Origin of the sequence: Streptomyces sp. NBC_01275 (assembly GCF_026340655.1) — a bacterium.
Taxonomy (GTDB): domain Bacteria; phylum Actinomycetota; class Actinomycetes; order Streptomycetales; family Streptomycetaceae; genus Streptomyces.
This window is the reverse complement of the sequence record NZ_JAPEOZ010000001.1, coordinates 3,113,821-3,134,636: the sequence shown is the minus strand read 5'-3', so window position 1 is coordinate 3,134,636 and position 20,816 is coordinate 3,113,821. Positions and strand designations below refer to the sequence as shown.

Sequence of the window (20,816 nt, the reverse complement as noted above, 5' to 3'; positions counted from 1 at the left end):
GGGCCCGGACCGCCCGCCCTCCCCCGGGGTCCGGTGGACCGGACGGACGGGCGGCCGCGGATTCCCCGCCGTGGGAACGGATCGTGCCCACGTCACCGAGGCTAGGCAGCCGCCGTCCGCCGGACTCCCTCCCGGGAGGGAGTCCGACGGTCCTCGCCGACGCCGTTCCCCTCAACTCCCCTAAGAGAAGGGATCGTTGCGATGCCCGGCCAAGAGCCAGCGGTCCCCGGCGTCCGCCGTCTGTGCCTGGTCGTCGACGTCGAGGGATACAGCAAACGCCTGAACTTCGCCGCCCTCGACGTGCAGGACCGGCTGCTGTGGGCGATGCAGCAGGCCTGCCGGGTGGCCGGCGTGGACCCGGCCCACTGCGCGCGCCAGGACCGCGGGGACGGGCAGCTGCTGATCTGGCCCCCGGGCATCGACGAGGGACACGCCCTGCCGGCGGCCGTACGCGGACTGCGGGGCGCTCTGCACCGGTTGAACCACAGACCGGGCGCGGGCGGCCGGATCCGGCTGCGGGCGTCCGTGGCGCAGGGGCTGGTGTACGTGGCGGCGACGGGGTTCGTCGGCACGGCGGTCGTGCACGCCTGCCGGGTGCTGGACTCGCCCCAGCTGCGGGCCGCGCTCGGCGGCCGGGCGGACAGCGACCTGGCCCTGGCCGTCACCGACGACCTCTACCGCGACGTCCTCGCACAACGCCAAGACGAACCCGCGGCCGGTCACTTCGCCCCGCTGGAGGTGGGCGTCCCGGACAAGGAATTCCGGGCGCGCGGCTGGGTGTACGTCCCCCGGTCGGGCGGCCCGCGCGGCCTGGTGCCCGCCTACCCCGGCCCGGCCCTGACCGACGGCGCACCCCCGGAACACCGCAGCCGCTGGGGCCGCCGCCTCGCCGGGGCGGGCGGTCTGGGGGTGGGAGGCTGGGCCGCACGGGAGGTCTGGTCGGGGACCGACGCCACCGACTCCGGTACGGACCCAGACCCAGACCCCGGCCCCGGTACCGAGACCGACCCCGGTACCGACGCCGACTTCGGTGCCGACCCCTACGTCGATCACGTCGATCACGTCGACCACCTGGCCCATGACACGTACGACCAGGGTGACCCGTACGACTCCTACGACGCCCCCCACGGGATGTACGACGACGTCACGGACGTTCACGACGCCTTCGAGGGCCATGAGGACCACGGAGACCACGGCGATCACGGCGATCACGGCGACGACGGGGGTCACGACTCCGGGTCGGGCCTGTGGTGAGACCCCGGTTCGTTCAGCTTCTCAGCCGACCTTTCGGGGCAGCCGCAGACTCAGCAGCCCGGTCAGGACGACCCCGCCCAGTTGCACGGCGAGCGTCGTCGTCAGCGCGTCGCGCATGCCCATCCCGGGGACCAGGGAGAGGAAGAGGGTGCCGAGGGTGGCCACGCCCAGCGCCAGGGACGCCTGCTGGGTGGTCACCATCACGCCGCTGCCGACGCCCGCGCGGGCCGGCGGCACCTCGGACATCACGATCCGCATGACGACGGGCAGTTGGAGCGCCTGGCCCGCGCCCGCGACCACCGCGCCGGGCAGCAGTTCGACGAGGCCGACGTCGGGCCAGTCGGCGCGCACCGCGAGCAGGATGAGCACCACGCCCAGCCCCTGCAGGACCGCGCCCGCCGTCACCACCCGCGACCCGAACCGGGCGATCAGCCGGGGCCCGGCGAGCGAGGCGAGGAAGAAGGCGAGGGCCATCGGCGCGAGCGCCAGCCCGGCCGGGACCGGCCCCAGTCCGGCCCCGCTCTGCAGGGCCACCGCGACGACGAACATGAACCCGCTGAAACCGACGGCGAGCGGTGCCATGATCGTCAGTCCGCGTCGCAGCGAGGTCAGCGCGAACAGGCTCGGCGGCACCAGCGGCGTACGGCCGAGACGGTCGGCCCGCCGCTCCACCGCGTAGAACGCGCCCGCGGCCAAGGGGAACGCGGCCAGTGACAGCCACGTCCACAGCGGCCAGCCCGCCGCCCGGCCCTCGGTGAGCGGGGCGAGCAGCGTCAGCAGGGCCACGGCGAGCAGTACGGTGCCGGGCCCGTCCACGGGTTCGGGGCGCTGGGAACGCGTTTCCGGAACGGTACGGACGGCGAGGATCAGCCCGACGATCACCACGGGGACGTTCACCAGGAACACCGACCGCCAGCCGGTGCCGGCGAGGTCGGCGGCGACCAGCACCCCGCCCAGGATCTGGCCCGCCACCATGGAGAGGCCGGCGGTCGCGCCGTACAGGCTCATCGCCTTGGCGCGGCGGGGGCCCTCGGTGGACGACTGGATGGTGGCGAGCACCTGCGGGACCATCGCGGCGGCCGCCGCGCCCTGTGCGACGCGGGCCGCGACCAGCGACCAGGCGTCGGGCGCGAGTCCGCAGGCCAGCGAGGTCAGCCCGAAGGCGGCCATGCCGCCCAGGAAGAGCCGACGGCGTCCGAACAGGTCGCCGAGCCGTCCACCGAGGACGAGCAGCACGGCGTACGCGAGACCGTACCCGGCGACGACGAGTTCGAGGACGGACTCGCTCGCGGCGAGGTCGCGGCCGATGGTGGGCAGGGCGACGTTGACGATGAAGAAGTCGATGAGGGGGAGCGCTGCGGCGAGCAGCACGGTGAACAGCCCGAGCGGGCTGAGGGTGCCGGGGGCGAGGGGTGAAGGGGTTGTGGACGCGGCTTCGGAGGAGACCTCTGACGAGGTCTTTGATGAGGTCTCTGATGAGATGGGGACGGTCGCTTCGGTCACGGTCCCGAGCCTGCGCCGACTCTCAGGCGGGTACCAGAGTCTCCTTATCCTGGTAGAAGGAGTACCTGGCAACAGGCTCCGGGGCGAGGCACCCTGGTGTCATGACGACGATGGTTCAGGCGGACGTCCGGCGTCACGAACTGGCCGCCTTTCTGCGCAGCCGCCGTGAGCGCATCACCCCCGAGCAGGTGGGCCTGGAGCGGGGAACGCGCCGGCGTACCCCCGGCCTGCGTCGCGAGGAGGTCGCCCACCTCTCCGCGGTCGGCGTCACCTGGTACACCTGGCTCGAACAGGCCCGGGACATCCATGTCTCCGTCCAGGTCCTGGACGCCCTCGCCCGCACCCTGATGCTCGACCGCAGCGAACGCGCCCACCTGTTCCAGCTGGCCGACGCGAACGACCCGACCCCGGCCGCGTCCTGCACCGGCGTCACGGACGCCGTACGCGAACTGCTCGACCAACTCGACCCGATGCCCGCCTGTGTCCAGAACAGCCGCTACGACATCCTGGCCTACAACCGCACCTACGCCCGTCTCCTGTGCGACCTCGACGCCGTCCCGCCCGAGGACCGCAACTGCATGCTCCTCGTCCACACCAATCCGCAGTGGCGGGAGTCGATCGTCCACCTCGAGGAGGCGATGCGTCTGATGGCGGCGAGACTGCGCGCCTCCATGGCCGGCCATCTCTCCGAACCGGCCTGGAAGATGCTGGTCAAGCGCCTCCAGGCGGAGTCCCCCGAGTTCCGCGAGAACTGGGAGCGCTACGAGATCGTCGCCAGCCGAACCAAGACCAAACAGTTCCGCAACGCCCACGTGGGCCTCCTCACCCTCCACCACACAGACCTGTGGCTGAGCCCGGAACTGGGGGCGCGGATGGTGACGTACGCCCCGGTGGACGAGGAGTCGAGGGAGCGACTGGCGAGGCTTTACGCGATGGAGTCGGGGTCTGCTTTGCAACCGGCGGCGAGCGCACTTGCTTAGGGGTCAGGGGCGCGGGGCTGTGTCGATATGCGGCTCCGCCGCGTGGGCGCGACCAGCCCCAGCGGACTTGCACTCACACACGACCCGAAACCCCCACAACCTCCGAAACCTCGGGCTCCTTCAACCTCTCCGCAGCCTGAGCAGCGCTCCGCCGGGCCCACGCCCCCGTGGTCACCACTCCAAGCACCAACACCGCGACACCGCACCCGGTGAGAATCCACCACCCCGGCACCGCGGCGGAGCCGAACCCTTCGCGATACGACGACTCGCCGATCCCCGTGGCCAACACCGCCCCGATCACCGCGACGCCGAGCGTCTGCCCCAGCTGGCGGCTGGTGGAGGCGACGGCCGCGGCGACCCCGGCCTGACTGCGCGGCATGCCCGACACCGCCGTGTTGGTGATCGGCGCGTTCACGAAGCCGAAGCCCACGCCGAACAGCGCGTACCCGAGGAACAGCGTCACGTCGGACGTCTCCGCGTCGAACGCGGCGAACAGCAGCCCGCTCGTCGTCATCGCCAGGCCCGCGATGATCAGCGGCAGCCGCGGCCCCCGGCTGCCGACCAGCCGTCCGGAGAGCGGGGCGCACAGGAACGTCGGCACGGCCATCGGCAGCATCCACAGGCCGGCGTGCAGGGCGTCCAGGCCGCGCACGTTCTGTAGGTACAGCGTGGACATGAACAGGAACCCGCCCAGCGCCGCGAACGCGCTGATCGCGACCACGGTTGCCCCGCTGAACGGTGCCGAGCGGAAGAACCGCAGGTCGATGAGGGGTTCGTCGCGCCGGGGCTCGTACCAGAGCAGGCCGAGCAGCGCGGCCAGCGCGACCGCCGCGAACGGTCCGCTCGTCGCGATCCCCGCGCTCGGGGCCTCGATGATCGCGTACGTCAGGGAGCCGAAGAGCGCGATCACCAGCAGCTGGCCGACCGGGTCGGGGCGGCGGGCCTTGGGGGCGCGGGACTCGGGGACGTAGCGCAGGGTCGCCAGGAGGGCCGCCAGGCCGACCGGCAGGTTGAGCCAGAAGATCGAGCGCCAGCCCACCGACTCCACCAGCAGTCCGCCCAGCAGCGGGCCCGCGGCCATCGATATGCCGACGACCGCGCCCCACACGCCGATCGCGCGGGCGCGCTCGCGCGGGGCGGTGAAGGTGTTGGTGATGATCGACATGGCGACCGGGTTCAGCATCGAGCCGCCGACCGCCTGCACCATGCGAGCCGCGATCAGCAGCTCCAGGCTCGGCGCGAGGGAGCACAGCAGCGAGCCGAGCGAGAACACGACCAGGCCCGCCAGGAAGACCTTCTTACGGCCGATCCGGTCGGCCGTCGAGCCCGCGAGCATCAGCAGCGCGGCCAGCACCAGCGTGTACGCGTCGATCGTCCACTGAAGACCGGAGGTGCTGGCGTGCAGGTCGCTCTGCATGGCGGGGAGGGCGACATTGAGGACGGTGACGTCGAGGCTCACGATCAGCAGACTCATGCAGCAGATGGCGAGGACGAGCAGACGCCGACGTTGACTGAGCTCGGGCATGCGTTTCATCGTACGCCGATTTCGATAGTGCGTCTAACTAATGACTGTTACATGATCATTGCCGGAGCGGGATGCCGGGCACTCGCGCCGATGCGTGACAATGGGGGAATGCCCACGACCGCGCCCACCGAGAACCGGACCGAGAACCGGACCGAGAACCGCACCCTGCAGATCGGCCCGCACGCCGTCCAGACGCCCGTCGTGCTGGCCCCTATGGCCGGGATCACCAACGCGCCCTTCCGCACCCTGTGCAGGTCCTTCGCCGAAGGCGACTCAAAGGATGCAGCCAGCGGCGGCAAGGGGCTGTTCGTCAGCGAGATGATCACGACGCGGGCGCTGGTCGAGCGCAACGAGAAGACCATGCAGCTGATCCACTTCGACGCGACCGAGAAGCCGCGCTCGATCCAGCTGTACGGCGTCGACCCGGCGACCGTCGGCAAGGCCGTCCGCATGATCGCGGAGGAGGGCCTCGCCGACCACATCGACCTGAACTTCGGCTGCCCGGTCCCCAAGGTGACCCGCAAGGGCGGCGGCTCGGCCCTCCCCTACAAGCGCAACCTGCTGCGCGCCATCCTGCGCGAGGCCGTCACCGGCGCGGGAGACCTGCCCGTGACGATGAAGATGCGCAAGGGCATCGACGACGACCACATCACCTACCTCGACGCCGGCCGCATCGCCGTCGAGGAGGGCGTCACGGCGATCGCGCTGCACGGCCGCACCGCCGCCCAGCACTACGGCGGCACGGCGGACTGGGACGCGATCGCCCGCCTCAAGGAGCACGTTCCCGAGATCCCCGTCCTCGGCAACGGCGACATCTGGTCCGCCGAGGACGCGCTGCGGATGGTGCGGGAGACCGGTTGCGACGGAGTGGTGGTCGGGCGCGGATGCCTGGGCCGGCCGTGGCTGTTCGCCGACCTGGTGGCCGCCTTCGAGGGCCGTACGGAGGACATCGCCCGCCCGTCGCTGCGCGAGGTCGCCGACGTCATGGTCCGCCACGCCACCCTGCTCGGCGAGTGGATCGGCGACGAGGCGCGCGGGGTCATCGACTTCCGCAAGCACGTCGCCTGGTACCTGAAGGGATTCGCGGTCGGCTCCGAGATGCGCAAGCGGCTCGCGATCACGTCGTCCCTGGAGGAGCTCCGTTCCGGGCTGGACGAGTTGGACCTCGACCAGCCCTGGCCGACCGGCGCGGACGGGCCTCGCGGCCGCACCTCCGGCAACAACCGCGTCGTACTCCCGGACGGCTGGCTGAAGGACCCCTACGACTGTGCGGGCGTCAGCGAGGACGCGGAGCTGGACACCTCCGGCGGCTGAACTTCCGCCGCGGCCGGGCTTCTTCCGGCGGCTGAGCTTCCTGTCGGTGGAAGCCCAGCCGGTCGGAGTCCGCCGACGGGGGTCAGCTGGAGGGATGCGGGGTCGAACCGTACGCCGTGAGGAACTTGTCGCGGAACGAGCTCATCTTCCACACCGGGGCCTTGTGGGCCGGCTTCAGACCGTCCGTCCAGTTCCAGTCCGCGATCTTGTCGAGGACCTTCGGGTCCTTGGCGACGATCGAGATCGGCACGTCCCAGCTGGCGTTGTCGCCGCTGACCCGTGAGATGGGCTGGTGGTCGCCGAGGAAGACCAGGACGGTGTCCTCGCTGCCGTAGCGCTCCAGCCACTGGGTGAGCGCGGTCACCGAGTACTGGATGGACTTGCCGTACTCCTGGCGGGACTTGGTGGAGTCGGTGACGACGTCGGACGCCTTCAGACCGGCCTCCTGGATGCCCTTGAAGATCGAGCCGTCGCCGACCTGGTCCCAGTCGACCATCTTCGGGATGGGGGCCCAGGGCTGGTGGCTGGAGGTCAGGATGATCTCCGACATCAGCGCCTTGTCACGCTTCTTGCTGTGCTCCAGCCGCTGGAACGCCTCCAGCGCGTACTGGTCGGGCATCGTCGACCAGCTGAACTTCGGTCCCTGGTAACCCATCTGGAAAGCGTTGTAGACCTTGTCCAGGCCGTAGAACTTCGCCTCCGGCCAGGTCTTCTGCACACCCGGCATGACGCCGACGGTGTCCCACGCGCCGGTCTTCTGGAACGCCTTGGTGAGGGAGAGATGGTCGCTCGACATGACCGTGCGGTAGCGCTGCTGGTTGTCGACCCACAGCCCCGACAGGGTGGTGGAGTGGCCGAGCCAACTGCTGCCGCCGTACGTCGCCGAGGTCAGCCAGCCGCTCTTGGCGTGGAAGCCGGCCTTCGCGAGGGCGTCCGTGCTCGCGTCGAGGGTCTGGTCGACGCCGGGGGCCATGATCGGGTCCTCGATGGCGCTGCGACCGTAGCTCTCGATGAACGTGAAGATCATGTCCTTGCCCCGCAGATCGGGCACGAGCTGGTCGGGCGGGGTCGCGCCGAAGGTGTCGCTGCGGGCCACCTTCGCGAACGCGGCCTCGTCCCGGAGCGTCTCCCGCACATGCCGTGCCTCGGACTCGAGCCGGTTCGCGACGCGGTCGGAGGCGACCGGGATGCCGGCGAACTGCAGACCCAGCACCGAGCAGGTGATCCAGGCCGTGCCCGCGATCAGCGTGGCCCGGGTCGCCTGCCGGGTGTCGCGCACCAGGATGTTGCTGAGCCGGACCGTCGCCAGCGCCATCAGGGTCAGGACGAGGACGACGAGGACGACGACGCCGATCGAGGCGAGGAGCGCCGTCGTCGAGCCCATCGAGTCGGCGACGTACGACTGGGCGTCGTCCAGCAGCCCCCAGTCCAGGACCAGGTTGAAGTCGCGGCCCAGATACTCCATGAAACCCATGTCGAGCAGGTTCACGATGGTCAGCGCCCCGAGGACCGCCCCGCCCAGCGCCGCCAGCGCCACCCGCGGCCGGCGCGGCAGCGCCAGCAGCACGGCCGCGCCGATGATCGCCTCCCCGGGCAACCGCACGAAACGGTTCACCTGAAGCGCGGCGAGCCGGTTCGGCAGCAACAGCGCCCCGACGACGAGGACCAGCGACAACACGGTGACCGTCCACCACACCACACGCGCGGCACGCGGATGCCGGTCCCGCCAGGCCCACCAGTGGGACAGACGGGAACGGGGGGTGGGGGTAGGGGAGGAGGACTCGGGCGCGGAGTCGGGTGCGGGTTCGTCTGCCGACACGGGCTCGGGCTCGGGTTCGTCCTTGGCCTCGGGCTCGGGCTCGGGTTCGTCCTTGGCCTCGGGCTCGGGCTCGGGTTCGTCCTTGGCCTCGGGCTCGGGCTCGGGTTCGTCCTTGGCCTCGGGCTCGGGCTCGGGTTCGTCCTTGGCCTCGGGCTCGGGCTCGGGTTCGTCCTTGGCCTCGGGCTCGGGTTCGTCCTTGGCCACGGGTTCGTTCTCGGGCTCGGGCTCGGGCTCGTTCTTGGCCTCGGCCTCGGGGTCGGATTCCTTCTTGGGCTCGGGCTCGGATTTGCTCTCGCCCTCGACGGCCTCCTCCGCCTCCTCGACCTCTACGGAGTCCTCGGGTTCCTTGGCGTCCACGGCATCCGCCGCACCCTCGGTCTTCTCGGGTTCTTGTGGTTCAGGCAGTTGGCGAGAGGGAGTGGAGACAGGCACCCGAGGGTCCTTCCGTACGAAGCCCGGTGGTTCGGCGGATCCGATCCGGGAAACCGGATCCGCCCCAGTTTCGTACGGCCTGCCGTCGGCCGGTGTTCAGCCCCCTCGGCCACCGCTCGGCAAACACCGTGCAAACGCCGAGCCAAGCAGCACGGCGAGCACCACGGCGAACACTGCGCCAGGCCCCGCCGAGCGCAGCGTCACGCGCCCCCGACCGCCGTGAGCAGCGCCAACGGGGCCGCCGCCGAACGGGACTCCCGTACGCACGCGTGCGGGTACGGCACCGGCTCCGCGTGGGTGTCGCGGCCGTAGCCCGCGAGGACCTCGGGGAGGCGGTGGCCGGTCGCGGTCGCCGCGTCGACCAGGGCGTGGGCGACCGTGCGGGCCTCGTCGTGCAGGCCGTAGCGGGCGAGCCCGAGCGTGATCAGCGCGTTGTCGTGCGGCCAGACCGAACCGCGGTGGTACGACAGCGGGTGGTACGCCGGCTGCCCCGCCGCCAGCGTGCGTACGCCCCAGCCGGAGAAGAAGTCCGGTTCGAGGAGCCGTCGGCCGACGACCTCGCCGTACTCCTTGTCCAGCAGGCCGGACCAGAGCAGATGGCCGGCGTCCGAGGCGAGCGCGTCGACCTGGCGGCCCTCGCCGTCGAGCGCGAGCGCCGGGAAGGACTGCTCCCGCATCCAGAAGTCCCGCTGGAAACGGTCTCGCAGGTCGGCGGCAGCCTGTTCCAGCAGGGCGGCGTAGGTGTCGTCGTCCCACACCGTCCGCGCGACCCACGCCGTACGGCGCAGCGCGTCGTACGCGTACCCCTGGGCCCCCGCCGCCATCACCGGCCCACCGGCCCGGGTGCCGTCGGCGGAGCAGATCGCGCCGGGGGAGTCCTTCCAGTTCTGGTTGGCGAGGCCGCCCTGGTCGGCGCGGTAGACCAGGTAGCCGCGGGAGGTGAGGCCGCCGTGGTCCAGCATCCAGCCGATCGCCGCCCGCGCGTTCGGCTCCAGCCGGCGCGCCAGCGCCGCGTCGCCGGTCTGCTCGACGTACGCGCCGAGGACGACGAGGAACAGCGGGGTCGCGTCCACCGAGCCGTAGTAACGGCCGTACGGGACCTGTCCGAAGTGGGCGAGTTCGCCGTGCCGCACCTCGTGGACGATCTTGCCGGGCTGGGACACCGACTCCGGGCCGACCTCCTTGGCCTGCGCCGCGGCGAGCGCCAGCAGGGTGGCGCGGGTCGGTCCGGGGCGGTAGGGGAGGGCGAAGAGCGAGGTGAGGAGGGCGTCGCGGCCCAGCAGCGTCAGGAACCAGGGGGCCCCCGCCGCCGGGACGCGCAACTCCTCGCCGTCCGGGCCGCTCGCCTGGACCTGGAGCGAGGCGAGGTCGGCGAGACCGCGCGCGCAGGCCGCGGCCAGCTCGGGCCAGCCGGTCGGGAAGGCCACGCCCTCCACGAACTCGCCTTCCTGCGCGATCACCTGCTCGGTCACCGCGGCCGGGGAGCGGGGCACCCGCAGGGCCCGCTTCTCGCCGTGCGGGCGGGCCATCACGCGCAGCGTCAGCTCGACGGAGCCGTGCGGCTCGAGTTCCAGCGTCCACACCAGGCGGCGGGCGCCGGTGCCGGTCTCCTCGACCCCGTCCGGGGCCGGCTCGGCGGTCACCGTGGTGACCGACCGCCACTCGCCGCGCCGGTAGGTGAACTCCACGCCGTCGTCGAGGACTTGGCGGCGACGGACGACGCCTCCCTTGGCGTACGTCCGGTGGTCGGAGCGCAGTTCGAACTGGTCGGTGAAGTCGGCGTCGACGGTGACCGCGAGCCGGACCGTCGTCGCCGTCGGGCGGTTGCTGACGACCCGCAGCGACTCCACGAACGAGCTGTCGCCGACGGCCTGTTCACGGAAGAGCGTGCAGGACGGCGGCTCGGTGCGACCGCCGCGCGGGACGAGCACACAGCGCGCGGTGTCGCCGTCCGCGACCGGCGTCAGCGTCTCCGGAACCGCCCCGTCGACGGTCAACTGCCAGCGGCTGAGGTGCCGGGCGTCCCGGACGAATAACCCCTCCGGGGACCCGGAGCCCCGTACGCCGCTGATGTCCCCGCGGTCGCCCACGGCGGCGAACGTCCCGCCGTACACGAGCAGATGATGCCGGTCCGTCATCCCCGGTCCCCTCCCTTGAGAGCCGCGATAGCCGTACTTGATGAGCTGGATGAGCTGGATGAGCTGGATGAGCTGGATGAGCTTGAGGTGCTGATATCGGGTGCGGTGCTGGTGCTGCCGGTATCGGTGTCGCTGTGCAGCAGGTCGAGCGTGAGCGCGGCGGTCCAGCTGAAGCCGGTGGCCCCGCAGGCCTCGCCGGTGTACGGGTCGACGTACTCCGCGAAGTCCGAGGTGTCGGCGATGTCCAGGACGGCCTCGCGCAGTGCGTCCGCCCGGGCGCGCTCGCCGTGCAGCCTGAGGCCCCGTTCCAGGAGCCAGCTCGTGTTGAACCAGGCCGGGCCGCGCCAGTAGCGGTGCGGGTCGAAGGCCTCGCCGAGCAGGTCGTAGCTGGGCACGAGCCGGGTGCGGTCGCCCACGCCGAAGTGCGGGCCACGCAGGGTCCGTACGAGCGCGGCGGTCACCTCGCGCGGCAGGCCGGGCAGGAGCAGGGGGACGAGGCCGGAGACCCCTCGTTCGCGGATGAGATCCCCGCCGCGCACGTCCCGGCAGAAGAACAGCCCCTCCGCCGGATCCCACAACCGCTCCACGAGCGCGGCCGTCAGCCGCTCCGCACGCGCGTGCCGGGCCGTGCCCGCCGCTCCCAGCTCGTGCGCGATGCACGCGAGGGCGTGCTCGGAGGCGATGAGCAGCGCGTTGAAGGAGGGATCCTCCACGGCGAACTCGCCGGCTTCCCTTGTGTAACCGCTCTCCCGGTAGTCCGTCGCCAGTCGCACATACCGTCCGTAGTCCAGATCGGTCGGCCGGTCCTCGGCCGCGCCGTGGTCGAGGTCGGCGCGGCGGAAGGAGCGGGCCGGGGCCGGGGTGACGCGGGCGAGCGGGGCGTCCCAGGAGGGGGCGTTGTCCATCCCCTGCTCCCACGGGTGGACGATCGACACCAGCCCGCCGCCGCCCAGGTCCCGCCGGTGCAGCAGATAGCGGTGCCAGGCGGCCAGCCGGGGATACACCCGGGAGAGGAAGCCGCGCGCCCGCGAGAGACCCGGGTCGGCGCGGTGCACCAGCCAGGCCGCCAGCGCGTGCACCGGTGGCTGCACGATGCCCGAGGTCTGTACGGTGCGCGGGGCGCCCGCAGCGCGCCCCGCGGTCGAGGAGCGCCAGAAGTCGGGGCTCGGGAAGTACGCGTCGAGCGGCACGGAGGGGTTGAAGACGATGTGCGGGATGCGCCCGTCGTCCCACTGGGCGGCCAGCAGCGTCTCCAGCTCGGTCTGCGCCCTGCGCGGCGAGACGTGCCGCAGTCCGATCGCGATGAACGCGGAGTCCCAGGACCACTGGTGCGGGTACAGATGGCGGGAGGGGACCGTCGAGGTTCCCGTCCAGTTGCTCTCCAGCACGTCCACCGCCCTGAGGTGCAGCGGACCCGGCGGGGCCGCCGGATCGTATGCAACGGCGTACTCCGCCGGGCGGGCGATGAGCTGGGCAGTGCGATCCACTCGGGGCTCCCCGAAGACGACAAGGCCGACTGGTTCGGCAGTGGCTACCGTAGGGTTACGTCTATTTAACACGCAAAACTCAATATGTAATGCAAGGTTGAGAAACACAAGGGGGTGCGCATGACCGGACGTCCGGGACGGACCGGCAGGGCGGGCGGTCAGGCCGGCGCCGGAGATCTGCTGGAACTGGTGCGCAGCGGACGGGCGACGACCCGCGGTGCGCTCCAGCAGGTGACCGGTCTCTCCCGCGCCACCGTCGGCCAACGCCTGGACCGGCTCTTCCGTGCGGGCTGGCTGCGCGAGGGCGCGGGCGGCCCGGTCGACTCGCCGCTCGGCGGACGCCCCTCGATCACCCTGGAGTTCGACGACGCGCACGCCGTCGTCCTCGCCGCCGACCTCGAGACCCGGCACGCGCGCGCGGCCGTGCTGTCCCTGACGGGCGAGATCCTGGCCGAGCACAGCGGCACGCTGCTCATCGAGGACGGCCCGGACGCGGTCCTCGGCGAGCTGGGCGGCTGGTTCGCCGAGCTGCTGGAGAAGGCCGGCCACCGCGCCGACGAGGTCTGCGGCATCGGCCTCGCCGTCCCCGGCCCCGTCGACAACGAGACCGGCCGGGTCGTCCAGCCGCCGATCATGCCCGGCTGGGACGGCTACGACATAAGGGGCCGCCTGTCCCGCGCCTTCACCGAACGCACGGGCGCCCCCCGCGTCCCCGTCCTCGTCGACAACGACGCCAACCTCATGGCGTACGGCGAACAGCGCACCGGATACGCCGACTGCTCGGCGTTCGTGCTGGTCAAGGTCTCGACGGGCATCGGCGCCGGGGTCGTGGTCGGCGGCTCGGTCTTCCGGGGCGTCGACGGCGGCGCCGGCGACATCGGTCACATCAGGGTCGGCACGGAGGCCCTGTGCCGCTGCGGTTCCCACGGCTGTCTCGCGGCCGTCGCGAGCGGCGGCGCGGTGGCCCGGAAGCTGGCGGAGTCCGGCGTTCCGGCATCCTCGGGCTCAGATGTGCGGGACCTGCTCGCCGCCGGGCATCCGGGCGCGGCCGCGCTGGCGCGTGAGGCGGGGCGCCGGGTGGGGGACGTACTGGCGACGGTCGTGACGCTCCTCAATCCGGGCGTGCTCATGATCGCCGGGGATCTGGCCGGAACCCCCTTCCTCACGGGCGTGCGCGAGCTGCTCTACCAGCGGGCACTGCCCCGCTCCACGGCCCGCCTGGAGATCGTGACCTCGCGCCTGGGGGAGCGTGCGGGGCTGGTGGGAGCGGGTGCGCTGGTCGTGGAGCACCTGTACGCGCCGGACCGGGTGGAGGAGCGGTTGCTGGCGCTGGGGGTGTGAGGGACGCTCGTGGTACGGGCGTGTTCGTGTGCTCCCCGCGCCCGTGAGATGGACGCGTTCGCGCGCTCTCCGTACCCGCGTGAGGGGCGCGTTCGCGTGGTCCCTCGCGCTCGTGTGACGGGCGCGTTTCCACTCCGAGACGTGTCTGCGGACTGTCCGCATGATGAAATCCGGGCGCTGCCGGAAGCGTGATTCTCGCCACCCTTGAGGGGCTTGCTGCTCAGATGAGCGGATCATGAGCGGCTGTACTTCTCCAAGGGGTGGCACTCGGTGCCACCCCTTGATCGTTCATCGATCGAAATCAAACGTGGCATACGGCGCTCATCTGAGCGTAAACTTATGGGTGGAGGGGGTGCCTGCGTTCAAGAAGTGAAAACATCCACCGCCCGGAGCTTGCCCAGCCTTGACTTTCGATCCGCTGGCGGACGACTGGTTACGGGCACATGACGCGTGAGTGGACGTACCCAGGAGCCTTCGATCTGGGTATGTTCCTGGCCGTCAGGGCAGCCACCGCGTCCTCGAGGAGTCGAGACCCGTGTCGGAAAACAAAGATCCCCAGGTAGCGAAGTTCGTTTACGACTTCACCGAGGGCAACAAGGACCTCAAGGACCTCCTCGGCGGCAAGGGCGCGAACCTCGCCGAGATGACCAACCTGGGCCTTCCCGTCCCTCCGGGTTTCACCATCACCACCGAGGCCTGCAAGGTCTACCTCGACAGTGGCGCGGAGCCGGCGGCACTGCGTGACGAGGTGAGTGCGCACCTCGTCGCCCTGGAAGAGCGCATGGGCAAGAAGCTCGGCCAGCCCGACAACCCGCTCCTCGTCTCCGTCCGCTCCGGCGCGAAGTTCTCCATGCCGGGAATGATGGACACGGTCCTCAACATCGGCCTCTCCGACAAGTCGGTCCAGGGCCTCGCCGCCCAGGCCGGCGACGAACGCTTCGCCTGGGACTCCTACCGGCGACTGATCCAGATGTTCGGCAAGACCGTCCTCGGCGTCGACGGCGAGCTCTTCGAGGACGCGCTGGAGAAGGCCAAGGACGCCAAGAAGGTCACGGTCGACACCGAACTGGAGGCGGCCGACCTCAAGAAGCTGGTCACCAGGTTCAAGCGGATCGTGAAGACCGAGGCCGGCCGGGACTTCCCGCAGGACCCGCGCGAACAGATGGACCTCGCCATCCACGCGGTCTTCGACTCCTGGAACACCGACCGCGCCAAGCTCTACCGCCGCCAGGAGCGCATCCCCGGTGACCTGGGCACGGCGGTCAACGTCTGCTCGATGGTCTTCGGCAACCTCGGCCCCGACTCCGGCACCGGCGTCGCCTTCACCCGCGACCCCGCCTCCGGCCACCAGGGCGTCTACGGCGACTACCTCCAGAACGCCCAGGGCGAGGACGTCGTCGCGGGCATCCGCAACACCGTCCCCCTGGCCGAACTCGAACAGATCGACAAGAAGTCGTACGACCAGCTGATCACGATCATGGAAACGCTGGAGAACCACTACAAGGACCTCTGCGACATCGAGTTCACGATCGAGCGCGGTCAGCTGTGGATGCTCCAGACGCGCGTCGGCAAGCGCACGGCGGGAGCCGCGTTCCGTATCGCCACGCAGCTGGTGGACCAGGGCCTGATCGACGAGACCGAGGCGTTGCAGCGCGTCACGGGCGCACAGCTCGCCCAGCTGATGTTCCCGCGCTTCGACGAGCACACGAAGGTGCAGCAGGTCGGCCGGGGCATCGCGGCCTCGCCGGGCGCGGCGGTCGGCAAGGCGGTCTTCGACTCGTACACGGCCGTGAAGTGGTCGCGCTCCGGCGAGAAGGTCATCCTGGTCCGCCGCGAGACCAACCCCGACGACCTCGACGGCATGATCGCGGCCGAGGGCATCCTCACCTCGCGAGGCGGCAAGACCTCCCACGCCGCCGTGGTCGCCCGCGGCATGGGCAAGACGTGCGTGTGCGGCGCGGAGGAGCTCGAGGTCGACACCAAGCGCCGCCGGATGACCGTCCCGGGCGGGCACGTGGTCGAGGAGGGCGACGTCATCTCCATCGACGGCTCGTCCGGCAAGGTCTACCTGGGCGAGGTCCCCGTCGTCCCGTCCCCGGTCGTGGAGTACTTCGAAGGTCGGATGCACGCGGGCGCGGACGACGCCGACGAACTGGTCGAGGCCGTCCACCGCATCATGGCGTTCGCGGACCGCAAGCGCCGGCTGCGCGTCCGCGCCAACGCGGACAACGCCGAGGACGCGCTGCGGGCGCGGCGCTTCGGCGCACAGGGCATCGGCCTCTGCCGCACCGAGCACATGTTCCTCGGCGACCGGCGTGAACTCGTGGAGCGGCTGATCCTCGCGGACACCGACGAGGAGCGCGAGGAGTCGCTGAAGCAGCTCCTGCCGCTCCAGAAGAAGGACTTCGTCGAGCTGTTCGAAGCGATGGACGGCCTGCCGGTGACGGTGCGTCTCCTCGACCCGCCGCTGCACGAGTTCCTGCCGGACATCACCGAACTCTCGGTGCGTGTGGCCTTGGCGGAGGCCCGCAAGGACTCCAACGAGAACGACCTCCGACTCCTTCAGGCGGTCCACCGCCTGCACGAGCAGAACCCGATGCTGGGCCTGCGAGGCGTACGCCTCGGCCTGGTCATCCCCGGTCTGTTCACCATGCAGGTCCGTGCCATCGCGGAGGCGGCCGCCGCACGCAAGAACGCCAAGGGCGACCCGCGCGCCGAGATCATGATCCCGCTCGTCGGCACGGTCCAGGAGCTGGAGATCGTCCGAGAAGAGGCCGACGAGGTCATCGCGGAGGTCCAGGCCGCCACCGGCGTCGAGCTGAAGCTGGCGATCGGCACGATGATCGAACTCCCGCGCGCCGCCCTCACGGCAGGACAGATCGCGGAGGCCGCGGAGTTCTTCAGCTTCGGCACGAACGACCTGACGCAGACCGTGTGGGGCTTCAGCCGCGACGACGTGGAGGCGTCCTTCTTCACCGCATACCTCGAGAAGGGCATCTTCGGCGTCAGCCCCTTCGAGACCATCGACAAGGACGGCGTCGGCTCCCTCGTGAAATCAGCGGTCGAGGCAGGCCGCGCCACTCGCCCCGACCTCAAACTCGGCGTCTGCGGCGAACACGGCGGCGACCCGGAGTCCGTCCACTTCTTCCACGAGGTCGGCCTGGACTACGTCTCCTGCTCCCCGTTCCGCATCCCGGTGGCCCGCCTCGAGGCGGGACGGGCCGCCACACAGTCCGCGGGCAGCGACCACCGCTGACCCCTCCGGACACCAGAACCCCGGAACCGCCGCCGGTCCCCGACCCTCACCGATCGACGGCGGTTCCGGCACGCAAGAGGAGGGCGACACCCTGTGCGGGGGTGTCGCCCTCTTGTGCTTTTCGGTGAGCGTGTCTGGATTTCGATCGCCTGATGTGATGGTTATGAGGCGATAGATCGTTTCTGTCAACTTACGCACCGCTACAGTCCGTTACTCATGGCGATGGAGATGTCGCTATTGGTTATGGAGGTGTGCATGAAGAGGGCAGTGCTCGGTTTGGCTGCGGCTGGTTTGGTGCTCAGCGCGGCGGTGACGGCATTTGCTTCGCCGGTGAAGGGGACGATCCCGAACCTCGACCCGCAAGGCGTCGAGTTCAGCAACGGGAAGTACAAGTTCAACCGGCCCGGGGTCAACCATGGTGCCTTCGAATGGTGGGGACAGCTCAAGGACACGATCGCTGCTGACCGGCACAACGTGTACGTCGAGGTCAAGATTCAGGGGCACGACTGGGTGCGGTACTACGGCAAGCAGCGGAGTTCCGTCCGACTCCACCACTCCAATTGGGATGGTGCACAGCGCTACACGGGCAAAGCCAAGCTCCGAGTCTGCCGCGACCGGGGTGCCCTGCGTCCGGACAACTGTGCTCCGGAGCAAGGCTACTCGTACGACTGGGACCGTGGCTGATCCGGTCCGACTTCCCGAGCCCAGGTGGATGCCCCTGGGCTCGGGCTCTTGATAGGGGAACGAGATCAACACGTCAGAAGTCCTTTCCGCCAAGGGAGTCGACCTCTTCTATGGGGAGACGCCGGCCGTCAGGAACGCGCAGATCGCGCTGCGCCGAGGCGAGGTCGCAGCGATCACCGGTCAAAGCGGGTCGGGCAAGTCGTCGCTGCTCTATTGCCTGGCAGGGGTGCTGCCAGTTGCCTGCGGTGAGGTCTGTTTCGAAGGGCGCTCCCTCGGTGCGCTCGATGACGAAGAGCTCAGCGCGCTTCGTCGTGAACGGTTCGGCTTCGTCTTCCAGTACGGCGAACTTCTGCCCGAACTGACCGTGGAGGAAAACACGGCGCTGCCGCTCCGGCTTGCCGGACAGCGCAAGGCTGAAGCCCTCGCCGTGGCCGGTGAGGTCCTGGGGCGGCTCGGCCTCGCGGACCTGCGCGAGCGACGTCCGTCGCAAGTGTCCGGAGGGCAGAGTCAACGCGTCGCGGTGGCACGTGCGTTGGTACACAGGCCTGCCGTCGTTTTCGCAGATGAACCCACTGGCTCGCTCGACAGCGGCAACGCTACGGCTGTGCTGGATGAATTCCTCACCCTGGCACGATCGCAGGGGACGGCCGTGGTGCTCGTGACCCACGACACGCAGGTGGCAGCGCGGGCTGACAACCGGTACACCATGTGCGACGGAGTGCTCACGGCCCAAGTGCGGGAGGCGTCGTGAGGGAACTCCTCTTGGGCTTACGGCTGTTGCTGGGCAGCGGGCGGGGTAATCGTGTGCGTTTCCTGCTCATGGTCGTGGGCAGCGGGATCGGGGTGTGCTGTCTGGCGGTCGTCCTCGCGATTCCCGGCATTCTCGCCGCCCAGGACGCCCGCAAGGCAGCTCGTGAGCCGGATTGCTCGAACGGGCGGGGCAGTTGTCTCTCCACCGGGGGGAGCGGGCTCGCACTCACCAGGCTGGACCCCTACGGTTCGGAACCCCTCACGCGGATCTTCGTGGCCATGGGAAAAACGCCCATCAACCCACCGCCGGGTCTCCGTGAACTTCCCGACTCTGGTGAGGTGTTTGTGTCGCCTCGGCTGCACGAGCTCCTGAGGAGCGATCCCGGCCTTGCGCAACTCCTGCCCGGGAGAGAGATGGGGCTGATTTCAGCCCAGGGACTGGCTCAACCCGACGAGCTCTACGCATACATCGGTGCCAGTCGAGAGGAGCTCAAGGCAGGCGGGCATTTGACGGAGTTCGGAGGATCGGACACACGCTTTCCCACCGTGGAGCCTTCGACACTCGATATCCTGCGCTTCACCTTGGCAGGCGTCGTGCTGCTTCCGCTGGCGGTCTTTCTCTCCGTGTGTGCCCAGCTGTCCGCCGCCGCTCGTATGAGGCGGTTGGCGGCGCTGCGCTTGCTCGGACTGAGCAGAAAGGGCACACAGCGCGTCAATGCGTCCGAGACCGTTGCTGCCGCCTTGCTGGGAGCTGTCCTCGGTCTGGGCGCGTACTGGGTCGTCAACCAACTGGTTTCACGGATCGGGCTGCCTGGATTCAAGTGGTACCCGGCTGACGGTTCGCTGCCCGTGATCGCACTCTTCATCTGCCTGGCGGGTTGTCCGGCGATGGCCTGGTTCGTGGGCCGGGTCGGAGCGAAGAAGGCTGCGGCCAACCCGTTGGCCGTGCGGCGCAGCGCCGTGGAGAAAGCGCCTCGCCTCTGGGGCCTGCTCCCGCTTGTTCCAGGAGTGGGCATTGTCATCGGATACTGCGTGGCCGGTGCGACGGGGCATGCACCCACCGACACAGGGCTCTCCTCGATCCTGATGCCACTCGCCGTCGTGCTGGTCGGTACCGGTCTCGTGCTTTCGCTGCCGGTCCTCTCGCGCGCCCTCGCCCGACAGGTGGCCCGATCGACTGGTTCGCTGTCCCTCGGCCTTGCCATGCGCCGCAACGAGGCGGAACCGGGCGGAGCTATCCGCGTGGCGACCGGTCTGGTGATGCTGGTCTATGCGGCGTCGCTCACGCAGGGCGTGCTCATCGAGCTTGATCAGGTATCCAAGAACACTGCGCCGGTTCAGCTCTACACCATGCGGCTTGGCGATGTTCCTGAGAACAAGGAGCGGGCGCTCACGAAGGTGCCGGGCGTCCGCAGCCACGTCATTCTGGCGGAATCATGGACGGACTCCAACAGCGAGGAATGGCCGACGAGTATCAGTGCAGTGATCGCCACTTGTGGTCAGCTGCGCAGGATGGCATCAGCGGTTGAGAACTGCGTCGACGGACGGCCTGCGCGGCTGATGGTTCCGGACCACATGTACGACGAGCACAGCAAGCCAGGAAGCCGATTCCCCTTTCACCTGCGGAACTCCGAAGGGCAGCGCCGGGTCGTCACGGTGCAGGTGCCACGCCAGACGGTCCGTTACCACGACGACACGGCAGCGCAGATGGTCGGCAGCGGCACTGTTCTGATCCCGCCGTCCTCCTTCCCCGCCGGTTTCCGCCCCGAGGGGGAAGCCACTCTCGCTCTTCTGAGCAGCGCCGCCCCCGAGGCTGTGCGCTCCGTACTCGAAGGCATCGCGGGGGTCGACCCTACGATCGAGGTCGAGGCGCACGGTGTGGATGCCGCAGCCCTCCAGCAGATCACAGTCATCAAGACCCTCCTGGCAGTAGGCATGGTCCTGGGCCTCATCATCGGCGTAGCCGCCTACTTCGTCGCTGCAACCGACCGAGCCGTGGAACGCCGACCGCAGGTCACTGCGCTGGCCTTGCTCGGGGCCAGGCCCCGGACGCTCCGGGCCGTTCAGTTCGCGCAGGTGGTGTTGCCCTTGGGGATCGGGCTCGTACTGGCCGTGGTCACCGGGAAGATGGCCGAGTCCAGCTACCTGGTGACAGGTGGCGGGGCCATCTTCTGGGACGGCGCAGGGCTGCCCCTGCTTCTCGCGTCCGCTCTCGGTGTCGTGGTCGTCGCCGCCCTCGGATCCCTGCCGTTGATCGGACGTCGGATCGACCCCGAGCTGATTCGGCGGGATTGACGGTCGGGAGCAGGAACAGGCAAGGGGTGGCGCCTTCT

The 20,816-nt window shown here is 70.0% G+C and carries 13 protein-coding genes; 8 read left to right on the top strand and 5 right to left on the bottom strand.

The features are described from left to right. Nucleotides 1-201: 201 nt before the first annotated feature. The gene (locus OG562_RS13690; protein ID WP_266397114.1) at nucleotides 202-1,254 is read left to right on the top strand and encodes a hypothetical protein; all 1,053 of its coding nucleotides are present in this window, start codon (nucleotides 202-204) and stop codon (nucleotides 1,252-1,254) included. 21 nt (nucleotides 1,255-1,275) lie between these two features. Here OG562_RS13690 and OG562_RS13685 read toward each other — a convergent pair whose 3' ends face one another. Beyond that, complete coding sequence (locus tag OG562_RS13685) at nucleotides 1,276-2,634, bottom strand: MFS transporter (RefSeq protein ID WP_266409253.1); 1,359 nt, start codon at nucleotides 2,632-2,634, stop codon at nucleotides 1,276-1,278. A gap of 224 nt (nucleotides 2,635-2,858) precedes the next feature. Between OG562_RS13685 and OG562_RS13680 the strand changes: the two genes are divergently transcribed. After that, entirely contained in the window at nucleotides 2,859-3,737 is an 879-nt protein-coding gene (locus tag OG562_RS13680; RefSeq protein WP_266397111.1) for a helix-turn-helix transcriptional regulator, read from the top strand. A 73-nt stretch (nucleotides 3,738-3,810) separates the two neighbouring features. Here OG562_RS13680 and OG562_RS13675 read toward each other — a convergent pair whose 3' ends face one another. Next, entirely contained in the window at nucleotides 3,811-5,262 is a 1,452-nt protein-coding gene (locus tag OG562_RS13675) for an MFS transporter (RefSeq protein WP_266397109.1), read from the bottom strand. A gap of 108 nt (nucleotides 5,263-5,370) precedes the next feature. Between OG562_RS13675 and dusB the strand changes: the two genes are divergently transcribed. Beyond that, nucleotides 5,371-6,576 carry a tRNA dihydrouridine synthase DusB gene (gene dusB, locus OG562_RS13670; protein ID WP_266397107.1) on the top strand — a complete coding sequence of 402 codons (1,206 nt, stop codon included), beginning with the start codon at nucleotides 5,371-5,373 and terminating at the stop codon, nucleotides 6,574-6,576. Between the two features lie 82 nt (nucleotides 6,577-6,658). Here the strand turns inward: dusB and OG562_RS13665 are convergent, their stop codons facing one another. From OG562_RS13665 to OG562_RS13655, 3 genes are all read right to left on the bottom strand, one after another. Continuing rightward, nucleotides 6,659-8,323, bottom strand: a complete 1,665-nt coding sequence (locus tag OG562_RS13665; protein ID WP_266409252.1) for a CDP-alcohol phosphatidyltransferase — start codon at nucleotides 8,321-8,323, stop codon at nucleotides 6,659-6,661. 704 nt (nucleotides 8,324-9,027) lie between these two features. Next, nucleotides 9,028-10,965 carry a glycogen debranching N-terminal domain-containing protein gene (locus tag OG562_RS13660; RefSeq protein WP_266397104.1) on the bottom strand — a complete coding sequence of 646 codons (1,938 nt, stop codon included), beginning with the start codon at nucleotides 10,963-10,965 and terminating at the stop codon, nucleotides 9,028-9,030. After that, a complete protein-coding gene (locus tag OG562_RS13655; RefSeq protein WP_266397102.1) occupies nucleotides 10,962-12,452 on the bottom strand; it encodes a hypothetical protein in 1,491 nt (496 codons plus the stop codon). The genes OG562_RS13660 and OG562_RS13655 overlap by 4 nt, the downstream gene beginning before the upstream one ends. A gap of 120 nt (nucleotides 12,453-12,572) precedes the next feature. On the opposite strand from OG562_RS13655, the gene OG562_RS13650 reads away from it, so the two are divergent. The 5 genes from OG562_RS13650 (at nucleotide 12,573) to OG562_RS13630 (ending at nucleotide 20,778) form a co-directional block, all read left to right on the top strand. Beyond that, complete coding sequence (locus OG562_RS13650) at nucleotides 12,573-13,793, top strand: ROK family protein (protein ID WP_266397100.1); 1,221 nt, start codon at nucleotides 12,573-12,575, stop codon at nucleotides 13,791-13,793. A 535-nt stretch (nucleotides 13,794-14,328) separates the two neighbouring features. After that, nucleotides 14,329-17,049, top strand: a complete 2,721-nt coding sequence (gene ppdK / locus OG562_RS13645; protein WP_266397097.1) for a pyruvate, phosphate dikinase — start codon at nucleotides 14,329-14,331, stop codon at nucleotides 17,047-17,049. 216 nt (nucleotides 17,050-17,265) lie between these two features. Next, complete coding sequence (locus tag OG562_RS13640; protein ID WP_266397094.1) at nucleotides 17,266-17,733, top strand: hypothetical protein; 468 nt, start codon at nucleotides 17,266-17,268, stop codon at nucleotides 17,731-17,733. A 64-nt stretch (nucleotides 17,734-17,797) separates the two neighbouring features. Then, entirely contained in the window at nucleotides 17,798-18,484 is a 687-nt protein-coding gene (locus OG562_RS13635) for an ABC transporter ATP-binding protein (protein ID WP_266409251.1), read from the top strand. Next, nucleotides 18,481-20,778 carry an FtsX-like permease family protein gene (locus tag OG562_RS13630; RefSeq protein ID WP_266397092.1) on the top strand — a complete coding sequence of 766 codons (2,298 nt, stop codon included), beginning with the start codon at nucleotides 18,481-18,483 and terminating at the stop codon, nucleotides 20,776-20,778. The genes OG562_RS13635 and OG562_RS13630 overlap by 4 nt, the downstream gene beginning before the upstream one ends. Nucleotides 20,779-20,816 lie beyond the last annotated feature (38 nt).